Source organism: Streptomyces sp. NPDC033177 (assembly GCF_055577715.1).
Window position 1 is genome coordinate 635,775 of sequence record NZ_JBVIPS010000004.1, and the last position, 18,873, is coordinate 654,647.

The 18,873-nt window shown below is 72.2% G+C and carries 7 protein-coding genes and 1 pseudogene; 6 read left to right on the forward strand and 2 right to left on the reverse strand.

Features of this window, described 5'->3' with window-relative positions:
* The first annotated feature begins 43 nt into the window (after window positions 1–43).
* The 3 genes from ACZ5U5_RS17955 (at window position 44) to ACZ5U5_RS17965 (ending at window position 3,358) form a co-directional block, all read left to right on the forward strand.
* On the forward strand, window positions 44–1,666 hold the full coding sequence (locus ACZ5U5_RS17955) for an FAD-dependent monooxygenase (protein WP_469022369.1): 1,623 nt from the start codon (window positions 44–46) through the stop codon (window positions 1,664–1,666).
* A 53-nt stretch (window positions 1,667–1,719) separates the two neighbouring features.
* Window positions 1,720–2,589: an SDR family oxidoreductase gene (locus ACZ5U5_RS17960; RefSeq protein WP_469022371.1), complete on the forward strand. Its 870-nt coding sequence runs from the start codon at window positions 1,720–1,722 to the stop codon at window positions 2,587–2,589.
* Window positions 2,590–2,713: 124 nt separating this feature from the next.
* Window positions 2,714–3,358 carry a TetR-like C-terminal domain-containing protein gene (locus tag ACZ5U5_RS17965; protein ID WP_469022374.1) on the forward strand — a complete coding sequence of 215 codons (645 nt, stop codon included), beginning with the start codon at window positions 2,714–2,716 and terminating at the stop codon, window positions 3,356–3,358.
* Window positions 3,359–3,421: 63 nt separating this feature from the next.
* On the opposite strand, the gene ACZ5U5_RS17970 is transcribed toward ACZ5U5_RS17965, so the two are convergent.
* On the reverse strand, window positions 3,422–4,312 hold the full coding sequence (locus ACZ5U5_RS17970) for an AfsR/SARP family transcriptional regulator (RefSeq protein ID WP_469022376.1): 891 nt from the start codon (window positions 4,310–4,312) through the stop codon (window positions 3,422–3,424).
* 528 nt (window positions 4,313–4,840) lie between these two features.
* On the opposite strand from ACZ5U5_RS17970, the pseudogene ACZ5U5_RS17975 reads away from it, so the two are divergent.
* A pseudogene (locus ACZ5U5_RS17975) lies at window positions 4,841–10,288 on the forward strand (SDR family NAD(P)-dependent oxidoreductase); the annotation flags it as partial.
* Between the two features lie 106 nt (window positions 10,289–10,394).
* Complete coding sequence (locus ACZ5U5_RS17980; protein WP_469022379.1) at window positions 10,395–16,979, forward strand: thioester reductase domain-containing protein; 6,585 nt, start codon at window positions 10,395–10,397, stop codon at window positions 16,977–16,979.
* A 64-nt stretch (window positions 16,980–17,043) separates the two neighbouring features.
* Here the strand turns inward: ACZ5U5_RS17980 and ACZ5U5_RS17985 are convergent, their stop codons facing one another.
* The gene (locus tag ACZ5U5_RS17985) at window positions 17,044–17,775 is read right to left on the reverse strand and encodes a TetR/AcrR family transcriptional regulator (RefSeq protein WP_469022381.1); all 732 of its coding nucleotides are present in this window, start codon (window positions 17,773–17,775) and stop codon (window positions 17,044–17,046) included.
* 278 nt (window positions 17,776–18,053) lie between these two features.
* On the opposite strand from ACZ5U5_RS17985, the gene ACZ5U5_RS17990 reads away from it, so the two are divergent.
* On the forward strand, window positions 18,054–18,836 hold the full coding sequence (locus tag ACZ5U5_RS17990) for a siderophore-interacting protein (RefSeq protein WP_469022384.1): 783 nt from the start codon (window positions 18,054–18,056) through the stop codon (window positions 18,834–18,836).
* The last annotated feature ends 37 nt before the right edge of the window (window positions 18,837–18,873 follow it).

Sequence of the window (18,873 nt, forward strand, 5' to 3'; positions counted from 1 at the left end):
GCCCGGCTCGAAGCGGGAAGACCCAAGCGACCAAGGAGTGGCCGTGTCGGACGAGCACGTACCCGTTCTCATCGTGGGCGGCGGCCTCGCGGGCCTGACCACCGCGCTGTTCCTGGGACTCCACGGCGTCAGGCCGCTGGTGGCGGAGAAACACCCGGGCACCTCGGTCATCATGAAGGCGCGCGGGCAGTACCCCCACACCATGGAGGCCCTGCGGATCGGCGGCATCGCCGACCGGATCGCCGCCGCGGGCCCCGACGAGGGCACCGGCGAGTTCTACATGGTGGTGGCCGACAGCCTGGCCGGGCCCGTCCTCAAGCGGATCATGACCGAGGGCGAGATGGCGATGCGCCACGTCTCGCCCGAGGACTGGGCGATGGCCGGGCAGGAGCGGACCGAGGTGATCCTGGCCGACCGGGCCGCCGAGCTGGGCGCCGAGCTCCGCTTCGACACCGAACTGGTCTCGCTCACCCAGTCACCGGACGTGGTCACCGCCGTACTGAGGAACGTGCGCACCGGCACCCAGCGGACGGTGAGCGCCGACTACGTGGTGGGCGCCGACGGCGCGCACAGCCCCGTACGGCGACAGCTGGGCATCGCCATGCACGGCCGCGGGAACCTCGGCGAGATCTTCCGGGTCTTCTTCGACGCCGACCTGAGCGAACCGCTGCGGCAGCTGCCCGGCGTCGCCGAGGGCCGCAAGTTCGCGCTCTTCTGGCTCCAGCAGCCGGCACCCGGCGTCTTCTACACCACGGACGTGCCCGGCCGTTACGGCTACGTGCTCGGCATGTCGCAGAACCCGCCGGACTTCGCCGCCTTCACCAAGGAGCGGTGCGCCGACCTCGTCCGCACCGGCCTGGGCCTGCCCGACCTGCCGCTGGAGGTCGTCGAGACGGGCCGCACGGACATCGTCAGCGAGATCGCCGACCGGTTCAGCCAGGGCCGCGTACACCTGGTGGGCGACGCGGCCAGGCTGGTGCCCGCACCAGGTGGCCTCGGCGGCAACACCGCGATCACGGACGGCTTCTACCTCGCCTGGAAACTGGCCATGGTCGTCAAGGGCGAGGCAGGGCCCGGACTGCTCGACAGCCACGACGCGGAACGCCGTCCGGTCTCCGAGATGATCGGGGAGCAGCAGCTGCGCAACACCGTGGAACGCCTCGCGGGTTACCTCGACGACGGGGCGCTCGCCGCGCCGCTGCCGCCCCTCGTACAGGCCTTCGGCTACCGCTGCGCGGCCGGTGCCGTGGTCCGCGAGGCCGACGACGCAGGGGAACTCCTGGAGGACCCGGCCGCCCCGACCGGCCGCCCCGGCTCCCGGGCGCCCTACGTGGCGCTGCCCGACGGCTCGCCCGCCGCGTCCACCACCGCCCTGTTCGGCCGCTCCTTCGTCCTGCTCACCGGGGAAGGCACGGGCGACGCGTGGACGGTCGCGGCCGCCCGAGCGGCCGACCGGCTCGGCATCACCCTGCCGGTGCACCGGCTCGCGGGCACCGAGTGGGAGAAGAGCTACGGCGTGAGCGCGGCGGGCGCGGTCCTGGTACGGCCCGACCGCTTCGTCGCCTGGCGCACGGGCGGCGCGCCCGCGGACACCGACGCCGCGAGCCGGGCGCTGGACAACGCCCTGCGCACGGTCCTGGACCGCCCCGGCGCAACAACCCCCTAGCCCGGTTCCGGTCCACCCACACCCCTGTACGGACGACGAACGAGGAGATGACGATGATTCTGGTGACCGGAGCCACGGGAAACGTGGGCGGCAAAGTCCTTTCGCTGCTGCGCGCCGACGGGCACAAGGTGCGGGCGCTCACCCGCGACCCGGCGAAGGCGGCGTTCGAGGCCGGAGCGGACCTGGAGGTGGCCGCCGCCGACCTGGGGCGCCCCCAGACGCTGCCGGCCGCGCTCGACGGCGTACAGAAGGTCTTCCTGATGTCGCTCGGCGCCAACAAGGCGACCCACGACGCGCACCTGGTGGCCGCCGCGCGCGAGGCGGGCGTCGAGCACATCGTGCAGCTGTCCACCCTCGGGGTGGAGATGGCCGAGGACCCGAAGACCAACCCGCTGGGTCACTGGCACCGCGTCGCCGAGGACGCGCTGCGGGACTCCGGGGTCCCGTGGACGATTCTGCGGCCGAACGGCTTCATGAGCATGAACCTCGGCTGGGCCGCCTCGGTCAAGGCCGAAGGGGTCGCCCGCGGGCCGCTGGCGGACGTGCCGGAGGCGATAGTCGACCCCCGTGACATCGCCGAGGTAGCGGTGCGGGCGCTCACCGAGGAGGGCCACGAGGGCCAGGTGTACGAACTGACGGGGCCACAGGCGTTGACGGGCCGTGAGCAGCTGGCCGTGCTCGGTTCGCTGCTCGGGCGTGACCTGCGCTTTGAGACGGTGCCGCTGGCCGCGCACCGGGAGATGATGCTGCGCCACTTCTCCGAGGAGACCGTGAACGGAGTGATCACGACACTGGAGGAAGCGATCGAGCACGGCAGCGAACTGCACGGCCGCCTCTCCCCGGACATCCAGCGCATCCTGGGCCGCGCCCCCCGCTCCTTCGCCACCTGGGCGCACGACCACCTGCACTTCTACCGCGCCTGACGAACACCGGTGCGCTTCCCGGGAGGGCCCTCGTCCCTCCCGGGCGGCCCGCGCCCCGGCCCGCGGGGCGCGAACTGGCACACTCTGTACCGAACAACAGATCACCGAACCACGGGGAGCCGCCATGGCCACGCAGGCCGATGCCGCAGGTCGCAGCCGGGTGCCGGGGCGCGGGATGGATCCGCGGGCGGCCCGGAGCAGGGCCGCCGCTCTCGCGGCGGCGCAGGAACTGCTCGTCGAACAGGGCTGGGCCGCGGTCACCCATGTCGCCGTCGCCGCACGCAGCGGCGTGGGCCGCACCACCCTGTACCGCCACTGGCCCGACTCCCCGTCCCTCATCTACGAGGCCATCGCCCAGCGCATCGCGAACGCCCGCCCCGCCCGCACGGGCGTCCTGCGTGAGGACCTGATCGGGCAGCTCAACGGTCTTCGGGCCCTGCTGCACGACCCGGTGGGGGAGCGCGGAATGCGGGTGGTCATCGAACGCGCCGGGGTGGACCCGACGTTCGCCGAGCTCAAGGAATCGCTGTACCAGGCGGGCTCCGGAGGGTTCCGCGCGATCGTCGAGCTGGCGAAGGACAACGGCGAACTGCCCGGCGACCTGGACACCGAGCTGGCCATCGACCAGCTCGCGGGCCCGCTGATGTTCCGCAGGCTCCTCGCGGAGCGCACCTTCGGCGCGGAGTACGTCCACACCGTCGCCGACGCCTTCCTCGCGGCCAACCCGCCGCTAGGGCCGGCCGCTTCGGGCGGCAGCGGGAAGGGCTGAGGCGCTGCCCCGGACAGGGGGCGCCTCAGCCCTCGTACCTCGTCACCGTGCCGCCTGGCACGGTCAGCGCCGCACCAGCTGCTCCTGGCGCCTCGCGGGCGCCCCCGCCGTCACCAGCTCGGGCACGAGCCGCCCGTTCGGCGCGCCGGGCTCCGCGGCGAGCACGGAGTCGGTGTACGCCAGGAGGTCGAGGGCGGGGTCGCCCGCCAGGATCGCCTGGTGCAGCCGGCGCACCCGCGGCGAGGGGTCCAGGCCGAGCTCCTCGCGCAACACGGTGCTCAGCCGCCGCAGCACCTCAAGGGCCTGGGTACGACGGCCGGTGCGGTGCAGCGCGAGCATGAACTGGGCGTGCAGGCTCTCGTGCATCGGATACTTGGCCGTGAGCCGGCTCAGCTCGCCGAGCAGCTCCTGGTGCCGGCCCAGGCGCAGATCGGCGCCGATGCGCTGCTCCTGCACGCTCGTCCGCTCCTCCTCCAGGCCCACGAGATGGGCCCGCAGGACAGGACCTCGCTGCACGTCGGACAGCGCGGCCCCCTGCCACAGCAGCAGGGCCTCGGAGAGACAGGCCGAAGCCCGTGCATCATCGTGGTGGAGCGCCGAACGCCCCTCGCGCACCAGCACCCAGAAGCGGTTGGTGTCGAGTTCGTCGCCGCGCACCGCAAGGAGATAGCCGCCGTCGCGGGTCTCCAGGATGAGGCGGGCGGCCTGCAGGCTGCCGATCCGCGGCACCCGTCGCAGGCTGCGCCGCAGCTGGAGTATGTACGACTGGAGGGTGGAGAGCGCGCTGTTGGGAGGGGAGCTCTCCCACAGCTCCTCTATGCACGTGTCGGTGGAAACGACCTGGTTGGCGTTGAGGAGCAGCAGGGTGAGCAGCTGTCGCTGCTTCGGCGCCGTCGGGGTGTAGGACTCGCCGCGCTCGTTCATGCGCAGCGGTCCAAGTACGGAGAATTCCACGTCGGTCTCGCACACCTTCCCGGAGAGTGACAAGAGTTGTGATGCCGCGCTCGGCGGAGTGTTCAGATCGCCTTCTCCTTAGACGATGCACGGAAGTACGGACTTCGCGACGGCCACCGCCCCGCACCCGGCGCCACACTCAACACGGACTCCCCCGCATACTGCAGATCCATGATCCGAATACCCCCTGTGTTGTGCGGCGCGAAATCGCCGAATTCGATTGCAGATTAAGCGGGCGGTGCACATCTGCCGTCAACCGGCGGCTCACATGACCGGAACGCCCCCGCTGGTACATGCCCTGACCTGCGGTCGTCGGCGTCTCGCGAGAGGGGCACTCCGCGGTAACGAGCCGCTCTCCAGGCTGTCGGCGCGAGCAATTACCGGGTCGTGACTAAGCCCCGTTTAGGCTTTGCGCGATTGTGGTTCCGCTGAAATTCATCGCCCCACGATGCGCTGCCCGTCTCTTTGCCCACCTCGCCTGTACGCATGACTTTGGAGCGGTTGGAACCGATGGCTGATGAGAAGGAACTGCGGGAGTACCTCAAGCGCGCGGTAGCGGATGCGCGGGATGCGAAGCGGCGGCTTCGCGAGGTGGAGGACCGGGCGAGCGAGCCGATCGCGATCGTGGGAATGGCATGCCGGTTCCCGGGCGGAGTGAGCAGCCCGGACGGATTGTGGGACCTCCTGGACCGCGGGGTGGACGCGATCTCCCCTTTCCCGGCAGACCGGGGCTGGGACGAGAACCTCTACGACCCGGACCCCGACCGTGCGGGCAAGACCTACGTGCACGAGGGCGGCTTCCTGGAGGATGTCGCCGGATTCGAGCCGGAGTTCTTCGGGATGTCGCCGCGCGAGGCGCTGGCGGCGGACCCGCAGCAGCGGCTGCTCCTGGAGACGGCGTGGGAGGCGATGGAGAACGCGGGTGTGGTGCCGGCCGCGCTGCGCGGCAGCCGCACCGGCGTCTTCGCCGGGCTGATGTACCAGGGGTTCGCCGCGAGCATCCTGGACGATGTCCCCCTCGACATCCAGGGTTACGTCGCGGGAGGCGCCTCCAGCAGCATCGCCGTGGGCCGCCTGTCGTACACCTTCGGGTTCGAGGGCCCCGCGGTGGCGGTGGACACGGCGTGCTCGTCGTCGCTGGTGGGGATGCACCTGGCGGCGACGGCGCTGCGTGGGGGCGAGTGCGACCTGGCGCTGGCCGGCGGCGTGACGGTGATGGCCACGCCGACCTCGTTCGTGGAGTTCTCGCGGCAGCGGGCCCTTTCGCCTTCGGGGCGCTGCAAGTCCTTCGCGGCGCAGGCGGACGGCACGGTGTGGGGCGAGGGCGCGGGTCTGGTGCTGCTTGAGCGGTTGTCGGATGCGCGGCGTCTGGGTCATCGGGTGTTGGCGGTGGTGCGGGGTTCGGCGGTGAATCAGGACGGTGCGTCCAATGGTCTGACGGCGCCGAACGGTCCCTCTCAGGAGCGGGTGATCCGGGAGGCGTTGGGCAGTGCGGGGTTGTCGTACGCGGATGTGGACGCGGTGGAGGCACACGGGACGGGCACGCGCCTGGGTGACCCGATCGAGGCGCAGGCCCTCCTTGCCACGTACGGGCAGGAGCGGCCTGAGGGGCGTGCGCTGTACCTGGGCTCGCTGAAGTCCAACATCGGGCACAGCCAGGCCGCCGCGGGCGTCGGCGGAGTCATCAAGATGGTGGAGGCGATGCGGCGCGGGGTGCTGCCCAGGACGCTGCACGTGGACGCGCCGTCGCCGCAGGTGGACTGGGGCTTTGGCGCGGTGGAACTGCTCACCGAGGCCACCCCCTGGCCGGTGACCGACGGGAGGCCGCGCCGTGCGGGCGTCTCTTCGTTCGGTCTCGGCGGCACCAACGCACACGTGATCGTGGAGGAGGCTCCCGCGGCTGGCGCTCAGTCGGTGGAGCCGCAGGACTCCGCCGCCGGCGGCCTTTCGGTGGTGCCGTGGGTGATCTCGGGGCGCTCGACGGAAGGCGTACGGGGACAGGCGGCGCGGCTGCTGGCGGCGGTAGAGGCAGCCAAGGGCGTGGGGGCCGATCCCGCACCGGCGCCCCGGGATGTGGCGTGGTCCCTGGTATCGCAGCGGGCCGTGTTCGACACCGCCGCGGTGGTGGTCGGCGCCACCCGGGCGGAGTTGGTGCGCGGCCTGAGGGCACTGGCGTCGGGGGCGCCGGACGGTTCGGTGGTGGTGGGGGAGTCACGCACACGTAACCCCGCCGGTCTCGCCTTCGTGTTCACCGGACAAGGCGCCCAGCGGCTGGGCATGGGCCGCGAACTGTATGAGTCGGTTCCCGCGTTCGCCGCGGCGTTCGACGAGGTGTGCGAGGCGCTCGACGCGCACCTCGCACAGCCGTTGCAGGGCGTGGTGTTCGCCCAGGAGGGCTCGGAGCAGGCCCTGCTGCTCGACCGTACGGAGTTCACACAGCCTGCGTTGTTCGCGGTGGAGGTGGCGCTGTTCCGTCTCCTGGAGCGGTTTGGTGTGGTGCCGGACTTCGTGGCCGGACACTCGGTGGGCGAGGTGGCGGCGGCGCATGTGGCAGGCGTCCTTTCGCTGGCGGACGCGGCCCGACTGGTGGTGGCGCGCGGCCGGTTGATGGGCTCGGCGCGGGACGGCGGCGCGATGCTCGCGGTCCAGGCCGACCCGCAGAAGGTCGCCGGTGACCTGGCCGGGCTTACGGGCAAGGTGTCGCTCGCGGCGGTCAACGGGCCGGACAACGTGGTGGTGTCCGGTGACACGGACGCCATCGAGGACCTGGAGGCCCGCTGGCGCGCGGAGGACCGGCGGGTGCGCCGGCTGCGCGTGAGCCACGCGTTCCATTCGCCGCACATGGACGACGTGCTCGAGGAGTTCGAGCAGATCGTCACCGGCCTGTCGCTCCGGGCGCCGCGGATCCCGCTAGTCTCGACGGTGACGGGGAAGGTGCTGTCCGGTCAGCAGGCGTGCTCGCCGCGGTACTGGGTGCGGCAACTGCGTGAGGCCGTGCGGTTCTTCGACGCGGTGCGCTGCCTGGAGCAGGAGGGCGCCGCCGACTTCGTGGAGATCGGCCCGGACGGAGTGCTCAGCGCCCTGGTCTCGGCCGGGGCCGAAGGGGACCCCGGCCTGGTCGCGCCGGTGCTGCGGGCGGACCGGCCGGAGCAGGAGACCTTGGCCGCGCTCCTTGGCCGGCTGCACACCCGCGGGCGGCAGGTCGATTGGGCCCCGATACTGCCGGGCGCGCTACGGGTGGACCTGCCCACGTACGCCTTCCGGCGCAGGCGGTACTGGCTGGAGAAGCGATCCGGGGGCGGGGACGCGGCGAGTCTCGGGCTCACCGGTGCCGGGCATCCGCTGCTCGGCGCGGCGGTGCCGGTCGCCGACCAGGACCAGGTCCTGCTCACCGGACGCGTCTCCCGCCACACCCACCCCTGGCTCGCCGACCACACCGTCTCGGACACCGGCGTACTGCCCGCCTCGGTGTTCGTCGAACTCGCGGTCCGCGCGGGCGACGAGACGGGCTGCACCGTACTGGAAGAACTCACCCTCGCCGCCCCGCTGATGCTGCCGCGGACGGGTGGACTGCAGATCCAGGTCCGCGTCGGCGCCCCCGAGGACACCGGCCGCCGCGCCCTCACCGTCCATGCCCGGCCCGACACCGCCGACCCTGACTCCTTCAGCCCGTGGACCGCCTGTGCGCAAGGCTTTCTCGCGGCTGACGCTCCGGCGGTGGCCACGAGCGGCCATGAGGGCAGGACGACTGAGGTCCGCCTTCCGCAAGACCTGCTGGCGGACGCCGCACGCTATGGCCTGCACCCCGCCCTCCTCGACGCGGCGCTGTCCGCGTTCCCGCCGCCCTCTGCGGCCGGCGGCGTGGACGGCGCAAACGCTGTGGAGGGCATCGTCGTACCCGCCGTGTGGCGTGACGTACGGCTGCACGCCGTGGGCGCCGACACCGTAGGAGTACGTTCGGCCCGCCTCGACGACGACACCGTCACCCTTGACCTCGTCGACCCGGAGGGAGGGCCGGTGCTCGGCGTCGGCTCGCTCACCTACCGGGTCGTGCCCGAGGCGGAGTTCGGCGCTGGGATTCCGCACGGTGACGGCCTGTCCGCGATCGAATGGGTACCCTACGACGCCGCCCCCGGGCCCGCGGCCCGCTGGGCGGCGGTCGCCGCCGATGTGCCCGGCATCCCCCGCTTCGACGACCTCGCGGCGGCCGTTCAAGCCGTCGAGTCGGGCGAGAGGCCCTTCGACCTGCTGCTCGTGCCCTGGCAGTCGACGGGCGACGTGCGCGAGGGCACCCACCGGGCGCTCGCCTTCGCGCAGGAACTCCTGGCCGCCGACGCACTGCGGGACACGCCGGTCGTGGTGCTCTCCCGCAACGCGGTCGTGACGGGCGACGACGACGCGACGCGCCCGGACTACCTGGAAGCGGCGGCAGTACGCGGGCTGTTGCGTACGGCCGGTGCCGAGGGCGCGGGCGCTCTCGTACTGGCCGATGCCGACACAGACACCCCGCCGCTTGACCTGCTGGCGTCCGCGGCGCGGGCCGGGGAGTCCGAACCGGCGGTGCGCGCCGGACGGCTCCTCGTGCCCCGCCTGCGCCTTGTCCCGGCCGACGACCCGGCCCGGCAGCCGTGGAAGACAAACGGCACGGTCCTGGTGACCGGCGGCACCGGAACCCTTGGTGCCGAGCTGGCCCGGCATCTGGTGACAGAGCACGGCATCCGCGACCTGCTGCTTGTCGGCCGTCGTGGCGCCAAGGCGCCAGGAGCGCCCGAACTGACCGCCAAGCTGAGGCAGTTGGGCGCGCGGGTGTCCTTGGTTGCCTGCGACGCGGCGGACCGCCAGGCGCTGGCCGCGGTCCTGGCGACGATCCCCGATGACCGTCCGCTGACCGCGGTGGTGCACACGGCCGCCGCGCCGGAGGACGGCGTCCTTTCCGCGATGACGGCGCAACAACTCGACCGCGTGCTGCGCCCGAAGAGCCAGGCGGCCTGGAACCTCCACGAGCTGACCCGCGACCTGGACCTCACCGCCTTCGTGCTCTGCGCCTCCACCGCCGGTACGTTCGGCGGCCCCGGCCGGGCGAACACCGCGGCGGCGGACGCGTACGCCGAAGGCCTGGCCCGCCACCGCAAGGCGCTCGGCCTGCCCGCCACCGCCGTGGCCTGGGCCGCCTGGGAACACCCGGGAGCCGCACCGCGGCACGCCGGTCTCGACCTGCTCGGGCCGCTCGCCGCGGACCAGGGACGCAGCCTCTTCGACCGGGCACTCGCCCTCGGCCAGGACGCGGGCGGCGCCGCCGCCGTGATCGCCGGCGTCGTGGACCGGGCCGCGCTGCGCGCCCACCAGGCCGTGCCGCCCGCGCTGCGCGACCTGGCCCCGGGCCCGGCGCGCCGGAGTGCGCACACCGCTGCCGACTCGGGTGGCGCCACGCTGGCCGAGCGGCTCGCGGACCTGGACCAGGCGGAACGCGGCACGCTCGTCCTGGATCTGGTGCGGACGCAGGCGGCGGCCGTGACGGGCCGGTCGGACCCGCACGCGATCGTCGCGGACCAGGCGTTCCAGGAGATGGGGTTCGACTCGCTCGCGGCCGTGCAGCTGCGCAACCGCCTGACGGCCGCGACCGGGCTCAGCCTGCCGGCCACCCTGGTCTTCGACCACCCGACCCCGCGCGACATCGCCGGTCACCTCCTTGACCGCCTCAATCCCGCCGAGGCCGACGTCTCCACGCTTGTCCTGGCCGAGCTGGACCGCCTCGACACCATGCTCGCCGCGGTCTCCGAGGACGAGCGGCACCGGCAGATGGTTCGGCGGCGCCTCCAGAGCATGGCGTCCAGACTCGACACCGCCAGGCTGGACATCCCGGCACAGGCAACCGCCGCAGGGGACGATCCGGCGCCGGCTCACCGGATCGAATCCGCGTCCGTGGACGAGCTGTTCGCCCTCATCGACACGGAACTCTCCGGCCCGGCCGACTGACCCCCCCCCGGGGCGCCCCCGGCGGCCTGCCCCGCCACCAGGCAGCCCGCCCCCCGTCAAACAGACTTCCCGACTTCCCGAACTTCCTGAAAGGGATACCGAGTCGATGCCGACGTCCAACGAAGACAAGCTTGTCGACTACCTCAAGCGGGTGACGTCCGACCTCCAGGAGACCCGCAGGCGGCTGGCCGAGCGGGAGGCGGCCGACGACGAGCCCGTCGCCATCGTGGGTATGGCCTGCCGCTACCCCGGCGACGTCGCCTCGCCCGCCGACCTGTGGAACCTGGTCGAGCAGGGGACCGACGCGGTCACGGAACTGCCGCACGACCGCGGCTGGGACATCGAGAAGATCAAGGAGAAGAGCTACTCGGTCCAGGCGGGCTTCGTGCACGACGCCCCCCTGTTCGACGCGGGGTTCTTCGGCATCTCTCCGCGCGAGGCCGTGGCGATGGACCCGCAGCAGCGGCTCCTCCTGGAAACCTCCTGGGAGCTGTTCGAGCACGCCGGCCTGGATGTCACCGCCTTCAAGGGCAGCCGCACCGGCGTCTTCGTCGGCATCGTGGAGGAGAGCTACCTCGGGCTCAACGCCCCCGAGGAGTTCGAGGGCTACCTCATGACCAGCAAGCTCAGCAGCGTCGCCTCCGGACGGATCTCGTACACGTACGGCTTCGAGGGCCCCGCGGTGTCGCTCGACACGGCCTGCTCCTCGTCCCTGGTCGCGATGCACTCGGCGATACGGTCGCTGCGCTCCGGCGAGTCGACGCTGGCCCTCGCCGGTGGTGTGACGGTCAGCTGCGACCCCGGCGGCCTCATCGACTTCGCCAAGCAGCGCGGTCTCGCCGCCGACGGGCGCTGCAAGTCCTTCGCCGCCGCGGCCGACGGCACCGCCTGGTCGGAGGGCGCGGGTCTGGTGCTGCTCGAGCGGTTGTCGGATGCGCGGCGTCTGGGTCATCGGGTGTTGGCGGTGGTGCGGGGTTCGGCGGTGAATCAGGACGGTGCGTCCAATGGTCTGACGGCGCCGAACGGTCCCTCTCAGGAGCGGGTGATCCGGGAGGCGTTGGGCAGTGCGGGGTTGTCGTACGCGGATGTGGACGCGGTGGAGGCACACGGGACGGGCACGCGCCTGGGTGACCCGATCGAGGCGCAGGCCCTCCTTGCCACGTACGGGCAGCACCGCCGCGACGGGCGTCCGCTGTATTTGGGATCCCTGAAGTCCAACATCGGACACAGCGTCGCAGCCGCCGGTGTCGGCGGAGTCATCAAGATGGTCGAGGCGATACGCCGTGGCGTCCTGCCCAAGACGCTGCACGTGGACGCGCCAACGCCGCAGGTGGACTGGGACTTTGGCGCGGTGGAACTGCTCACCGAGGCCAGGCCGTGGCCCGCGACGGGGGCACCGCGCCGGGCGGCCGTCTCCTCCTTCGGAGTGAGCGGGACGAACGCGCACGTGGTCATCGAGCAGGCCCCGGAAGAGCCCACGCCGGAGCCGCAAAGGCCCCAAACCGGCGGTGCCCCGTCGGAAGTGGTGCCGTGGGTGATCTCGGGGCGCACCGCCGAAGGCGTACGGGGACAGGCGGCGCGGCTCCTGGCGGCCGTGCAGGCCGACCCCGCCCCGGCACCCCGTGACGTGGCCTGGTCGCTGGTGTCGAGCCGTGCCGTACTCGAGGACCGCGCGGCCGTCACCGGCAGCTCACGCGACGAACTGATCGCAGGGCTCGGCGCGTTGGCCCGCGGCGAGTCCGCGCCGGGCGTCGTGAAGGGCACGGCGGCGGGCACCGCGGGCCGCCCGGTGTTCGTGCTGCCCGGCCAGGGCACGCAGTGGACGGGCATGGCGCTGGGACTCCTCGACTCCTCACCGCTGTTCGCCGAGCGGATGGGCGAATGCGGCAGGGCGCTCGCCGAGTTCGTGGACTGGGACCTGGAGGATGTGCTCCGCCAGACCCCAGAGGCGCCGACCCTGGAGCGCGTCGACGTGGTGCAGCCCGTGACCTGGGCGGTGATGGTGTCCCTCGCGGCGCTGTGGCGCTCCTACGGGGTCAAACCGGCGGCGGTGGTGGGCCACTCGCAGGGCGAGATCGCAGCCGCGTGTGTGGCCGGCGCGCTCTCCCTGGAGGACGGGGCGCGCGTGGTGGCGCTGCGATCGCAGGCCATCGCCGCGGGCCTGGCGGGCGGGGGCGGGATGGTGTCCGTGGCGCAGGCGCTCGCGGACGTCGAGGCGCGCCTCGCGCGGTATCGGGGCCGCCTGGAGGTCGCGGCGCTGAACGGCCCCGCGTCCGTCGTGGTGGCGGGCGACCCGGACGCCCTGGACGAGCTCCTCGCGGAGTGCGAGACGGCGGGCGTGCGGGCCCGGCGGATCGCGGTGGACTACGCCTCGCACACCTGGCACGTGGAGCGCATCGAGGACGAACTGGCCCGCGTCCTCGCCGACGTGCGTCCCCGATCCTCCGAGGTGCCGTTCTTCTCGACGATGACCGGCGAGTGGCTGGACACCTCCACGATGGACGCCGGGTACTGGTACCGGAACCTGCGCCAGACCGTGCGCTTCCATTCCGCGGTCGAATCCCTCGCCGCCGAGGGCTTTGGTACGTTCATCGAGGTCAGCGCGCACCCGGTGCTGTCCATGAGCGTCCAGGAAATACTGGAGAACGCGACGCGCCCGGAGATCCCCGCCGTGGTGGCGGGAACCCTGCGCCGTGACGAGGGAGGCCTCGGGCGGTTCCTTGCCTCGCTGGCCGAGGTGTGGGTGCAGGGCGTGGACGTCGACTGGGCCGGCGCCCTCGCCGGAGCGGGCGCCCGGCGGGTGGACCTGCCGACCTACGCATTCCAGCGCAAGCGGTACTGGCTCGACGAGCAGGCCGTGACCGGCGACGCGGCGAGCCTTGGCCTCACGGGTGCCGGGCACGCGCTCCTGGGCGCCGCGGTGCCGGTCGCGGACGGCGACGAGGTCCTGCTGACCGGCCGGATCTCCCGGCTCACCCAGCCCTGGCTCGCCGGGCACACGGTCCTCGGTTGCGACGTCGTACCGTCCTCGGTGCTCGTCGAACTCGCCGTCCGCGCGGGCGACGAGACGGGCTGCACGGTCCTGGAAGAACTCACCCTGGCCGCCCCGCTGGTGCTGCCGCACACGGGCGGGCTGCAGATCCAGGTCCGTGTCGGCGCGTCGGACGACACCGGCCGCCATACCGTCACCGTCTCGGCGCGCACCGACGCCGCCGACACGCTCTGGACGGTCCACGCGTCGGGCTTCCTGAGTACGGACGCCGCGGCCGAGGAGACGGGCATCGCGGAATGGCCGCCGCCCGGTGCCGAGGAAATCGCCCTCGACGCCGACGCCGACGCCGACACAGCGGAGTCGGGCACCCGGGGGACCCTGCCGGGCGTCACCGCCGCCTGGCGCTGCGGCGGCAGCCTGTTCGCGGAGGTGAGCCTGCCCGAACAACTGCAGGCGGGCTGCGCGTACTTCGGGCTGCATCCGGCGCTGCTCGACATGGCCGCACAGGTCGTACGCCTGGCCGAGGACGAGCCGACGAGCCCCACGGCGCCGGGCACGCCCGCACCAGGCTCCACCCCGCCGATCACCGCCGACTGGCAAGGCGTGCGCCTGCACGCCACCGGCGCCGCCGCCCTGCGCGTCCGGATCGACCGGCACGCGGAGGGCTTCACCCTGCTGGCCGCGGACCGTGTCGGACACCCCGTTCTCACCGCCGAGCGGGTCACCCCGCGCACCCTGACCGCCCAGAGCCTCAACACGTCGCTCAAGCACAGCTACGACGCCCTGTTCGAGACGGTGTGGCAACCGCTGCACGGCACACCGGACGCGCAGAGCACCCCGCGCTGGGGCCTCCTCGGTGACCGCCCCGGCCTCACCGTGCCCGGCGCCCGGGTCTTCGCCGACGTCGACGCCGTGGTGGCCGCCGGCACACCGGTGGACGCTGTCCTGCTCGACCTCACCCGACCCCACGAGCCGCCCTCCGGAGCGGACGTCCCCGGCTTCGTGCGCGCGGCGGCCCACCGGATGCTGGCGCTGCTGCAGGAATGGCTGGCACAGGAACAACTCGCCGCCACCTTGCTCGTCATCGCGACCAGGGGAGCCATGAGCCCGCTGGGGGAGGGCACGACGGATCCGCAGGCCGCCGCACTGTGGGGCCTTGTGCGCTCGGCGCAGTCCGAGGCGCCGGGGCGGATCGTCCTGGTCGACCTCGCCGGCAACCTCGACCCCGCCGGCAAACTCGCCATCGACGGCGATCTCGACGGAGATCCGCGTCCCGTGGCCGCGCTGGCGACGGTCCTGGCCTCCCGGGAGCCGCAGACGGCGATCCGGGACGGCGCGGTCCTCGTCCCGCGGCTGCGCCGCGTCGCACCGCCCCCCGCCGCCACAGGCCCCGACCGCAACCGGTGGAACCCCGACGGCACCGTCCTTGTGACCGGCGGTACCGGCTCCCTGGGCGCCCTGTTCGCCCGGCGCCTTGTCGCCGAGCACGGCGTTGCACGGCTGCTCCTTGTCAGCCGACGCGGCCCCGACGCCCCCGGAGCCGATGAGCTGCGCCGTGAACTGACCCACCTCGGCGCCGAGGTGGACATCGCTGCCTGCGACATCGCCGACCGGGAGGCCCTGGCGGGTCTGCTGGCCGGCGTGCCCGCCGACCGTCCGCTGACCGGCGTCGTCCACACGGCCGGTGTCCTGGACGACGGGCTGCTCCAGGACCAGACGCCCGAGCGCCTCGACACGGTCATGCGCCCCAAGGTCGACGCGGCCTGGCACCTGCACGAGCTCACCCGCGACCTCGACCTGACGGCGTTCGTCCTGTTCTCCTCCGTCGCCGGTGTCATCGGCGGCGCGGGACAGTCCAACTACGCGGCCGCCAACGTGTTCCTCGACGCCCTGGCCGAGCACCGGGCCGCCGCGGGGCTCGCCGCCACCTCGGTGGCCTGGGGCGTGTGGACCCAGGACAGCGGCATGACCGGGCACCTGGACGAGGCGGACCTCAACCGCATCGCTCGCGGCGGCTTCCGCCCGATCGGGCAGGAACAGGGCCAGGCCATGCTCGACACCGCACTGCGGCTCGGGACGCCCGCCCTGGTGGGCATGCCGCTGGACGCGGCAACCCTGCGCGAACGGCCCTCGCAGGTACCGGCCGTGCTGCGGGGACTCCTGCGCACACCGGTGCGCCGCACGGCCCAGAACGTCGACAACGGCTTCGACACCCTGCTCGGGCGCCTCGCCGCACTCGACGTGAAGGCGCAGCTGAGCCGGGTCCTCGACCTGGTCCTCGCCGAGACCGCCACCGTGCTCGGACACATGAACGCCGAAGCCATCCGGCCCCAACAGCGGTTCTCGGACCTCGGCTTCGACTCCCTGACCTCTGTCGAACTGCGCAACCAGCTCACGGCCACCACCGGTTGCCGGCTCCCGGCCACGGTGGTCTTCGACCGGCCCACGCCGACGGAACTGGCGGCCTTCCTGCGGACCGTCCTCCTCGAACGGCTCGGGGGGCAGGCGTCCACCTCGCGCGACGCGGTGGACTTCGCGGCCGAGATCGACCTGCCCGCCGACATCGTGCCCGCCGACGAGGTGTCGTACGAGGTCACGGACCCGGCAGAAGTCCTGCTCACCGGCGCCACCGGCTTCCTCGGCGCCTTCCTGCTCCGTGACCTGATGCGCACGGGACACGGCACGGTGCACTGCCTGGTCCGCGGAACTGACGAAGAGACCGCGCGGGCACGGCTGCGCGCGGGCCTCGAATGGTTCCGGGTGTGGGACGAGATCGACCCCGCACGCCTCTCCGTGATCGTCGGCGACCTCGCCGCGCCGCGCCTGGGGCTCGACGAGGAGGAGTTCGACACCCTGGCCGGGCGCGTGGACGCCGTCTACCACGCCGGAGCCACCGTCAACTGGCTCTACCCGTACACGGAGCTGAAGGCGCCCAATGTGTCCGGCACCATCGAGGTGCTGCGCCTGGCCGCACGACACCGCTCGGTGCCCGTGCACTATGTGTCGACGACCGGCGTCTTCGCCGGCTCCGAGCCCGGCGGCCCGCCCCGCAGGCCCGAGGACCCGACCGCGCCCGTCGAGCTGCAGCCCACCGGCTATGTGCAGAGCAAGTGGGTGGCGGAGCAGATCGTGGGCCTCGCCCGCCAGAGGGGGCTGCCGGTCACGATCCACCGGGCCGACGTCATCTCGGGCGACCAGGCACGGGGCGCCTGCCAGACCAGTGACTTCGTGTGGCTCAGCCTCAAGGGCCTGGTGCAGGCCGGCGCGGCCCCCGAGGGGCTCGGCGGGGACGTGCACTTCGTGCCGGTCGACTACGTCAGCGCGGGCATCGTCGCCCTGTCCGGGAAGAAGGAGGCGTCCGGACAGATCTTCCACTTCTTCAACCAGAGCGGGGCGACCTTTAGCACCTGCGTGGAGTACCTGCGGGGGTACGGCTACCCGATCGACGAGGCGGACCACGGCAGTTGGCGCGCCCGCGTACAGGCGGACCGCGACAACGCCATGCTGCCGCTCTTCGACGCCTTCGAGGCGATCGCGCTCGGCGGCGACGGTTCCGAGGCGGGCATCGACACCACCTCCACGGAGGCGGCCCTGGTCGGCACCGGCGTCGAGTGCCCTCCGCTCACCGAGGAACTCTTTCGCAAGTACGTCGATTTCTTCGTGGGCGTCGGCCACTTCCCCGCGCCGGGCGCGCGCTGAGGCGCCGCACCCGCCCGCCCCGGCCCCTCTCCCGGAGGGCGGAGGCGGGCGGGGCGGGGCGTCGCTACGAGGCCCGCGGCGGCTCGTACTCGAGGTTGTGCATGGCGCACAGTTCCTTCAGGTTCTCCTCGAAGACGGGCTCCAGGTCCGAGTAGGCGAAGTCCAGTTGGTGGAGGACTTCCATGCACAGCAGTCCGTACAGCCTGATCCAGGTGGTCAGGAACTGGTGCAGCGCCTCGGGCGGCAGCGGGCTCCCGGACCTGGCCGCGTAGTGCAGGGTCTGCTCCTGCAGAGAGGGAGCCAGATCCTCGAACCGTGCGGCCGGGTAGGGGTTCTTCTCCCAGATCTCGACGAACTGGTCGAGGAAGACTTTCTCGAACTGCTGTCCGGCGCGCAGCCGAGGCGACTCCGCGTCCTCGCGGGCGGCCGCGTGGACCGGGCTCGCGAACATCCAGCTGAACTCGCCGGGGTGGGCGATCGCCCAGGCGCGCATCGAGCGACAGGTGGCCGCGAGGCGTCTGCCGGGCTGCTTGGGCGGGCAGGCGTCGCGCGCTGCCTGCATGGTCGTCGTCAGCTCCTGGTAGAAATCCGCGATCACCGCTTCGACCAGCGCGTCATGGCTGGCGTAGTAGCGGTATACGGCGGGTCCGCTCATGCCCATCTCACGGGCCACGGCGTTGACCGTCACGCCTGTCCGTCCGTGCTTGCGCAGGAGCTGGCGGGCCGTGCTGCGGATCTCCAGCAGGGTGGCTTGGCGACGCTTCTGCACGCGGCTGCTTGACGTCTGCTGCGGCATCTTCAGTCCTCACTTCCAGTCATTGACATGATAGGCAAGCTATGGTTTGTTAGTGGCAGTAATCTAAGTCATTGCGTGAAACATTAATGAGCAATCGACGCATACTCCACGGTCGCGAGGCGCGGGGCCCAGGGTGTGAAAGCGCTTGCCGAGACGACAGGCCACGGCGCCCGCGCGTGAGTGAAGGGCGCCGGGACCGACGGACTGGCGGATGGTCGACACGCTGGAGACGGGCGCCGAAGTGCCCTGGCATCACTTGATCACGAGAAGGAGTCCCCATGGCGGACGGTACGGTGAAGCCCGCGCGGCGCCCGTCACTCAATCCCCTTGAACACCTCTTCGCCAAGCAGCGGCTGGAGGGGGTGATCACGGAGGCGGGATCGGTGACCCCGACGATGAAGCGCATCAGGATCGCCGCCGACGGGTTGGGCGGAGCGGTCATTCCTCCGGGGCGTCACATCCGGATCCAGATCAACGACCCTCTGTCGTTGTACGGGATCCTGCGCCCCGGTGAAACCCTCCGCACCTATTCGGTCTGGGATCAGTCGGATGACGGCCAAGAAGTTGAAATCCGGGCGCATCTTTACGAGGGCGAGGGTATCGGACTGCGCTGGGCCCGCGATGTCCGGGCCGGTCAAGAGGTCTCTTTCTGGGGCCCGTTGGGCGATTTCGACCTCAAGCCGGACGCTCCGTATCACGTGCTCATCGGCGAGGAGACCGCGACCGCGGCCTTCGGTCCCATGATCAGGGCGCTCGGCTCCGAGGCGCGTGTGTACGGCGTCCTGGAGAGCGAGACCCCCGACGACGAGGTGCCCGTGCCCGGACCGCACGTCCTCAGGCGCGTCCACCGCAAGGGTGCCTCCGCGGTCTCCTCACGGACTCTGCTCGCCGCCGTGTCCGACCTCGACCTCCCCGAGGAGGCCGGCATGGCGTACGTCGCGGGTGAGGCACGCACCTGCCAGGCAGTCCGGGACCACCTCGTGCACGTACGCGAGTGGCCTCGTACGCAGATCAAGGTCAAGCCCTTCTGGACACCCGGCAAGAAGGGACTTCACCACTGAACCGGGGGAGGCCGAAGGGGCGCGGGCCGGAGGGCCG

What these genes read in the sequence shown, in the direction of transcription:
- ACZ5U5_RS17980 (WP_469022379.1), top strand. Translation starts at nt 10,395, where the DNA reads ATGCCGACGTCCAACGAAGACAAGCTTGTCGACTACCTCAAGCGGGTG.
- ACZ5U5_RS17985 (WP_469022381.1), bottom strand. Translation starts at nt 17,775, where the DNA reads ATGCCGCAGCAGACGTCAAGCAGCCGCGTGCAGAAGCGTCGCCAAGCC.
- ACZ5U5_RS17965 (WP_469022374.1), top strand. Translation starts at nt 2,714, where the DNA reads ATGGCCACGCAGGCCGATGCCGCAGGTCGCAGCCGGGTGCCGGGGCGC.
- ACZ5U5_RS17990 (WP_469022384.1), top strand. Translation starts at nt 18,054, where the DNA reads ATGGCGGACGGTACGGTGAAGCCCGCGCGGCGCCCGTCACTCAATCCC.
- ACZ5U5_RS17960 (WP_469022371.1), top strand. Translation starts at nt 1,720, where the DNA reads ATGATTCTGGTGACCGGAGCCACGGGAAACGTGGGCGGCAAAGTCCTT.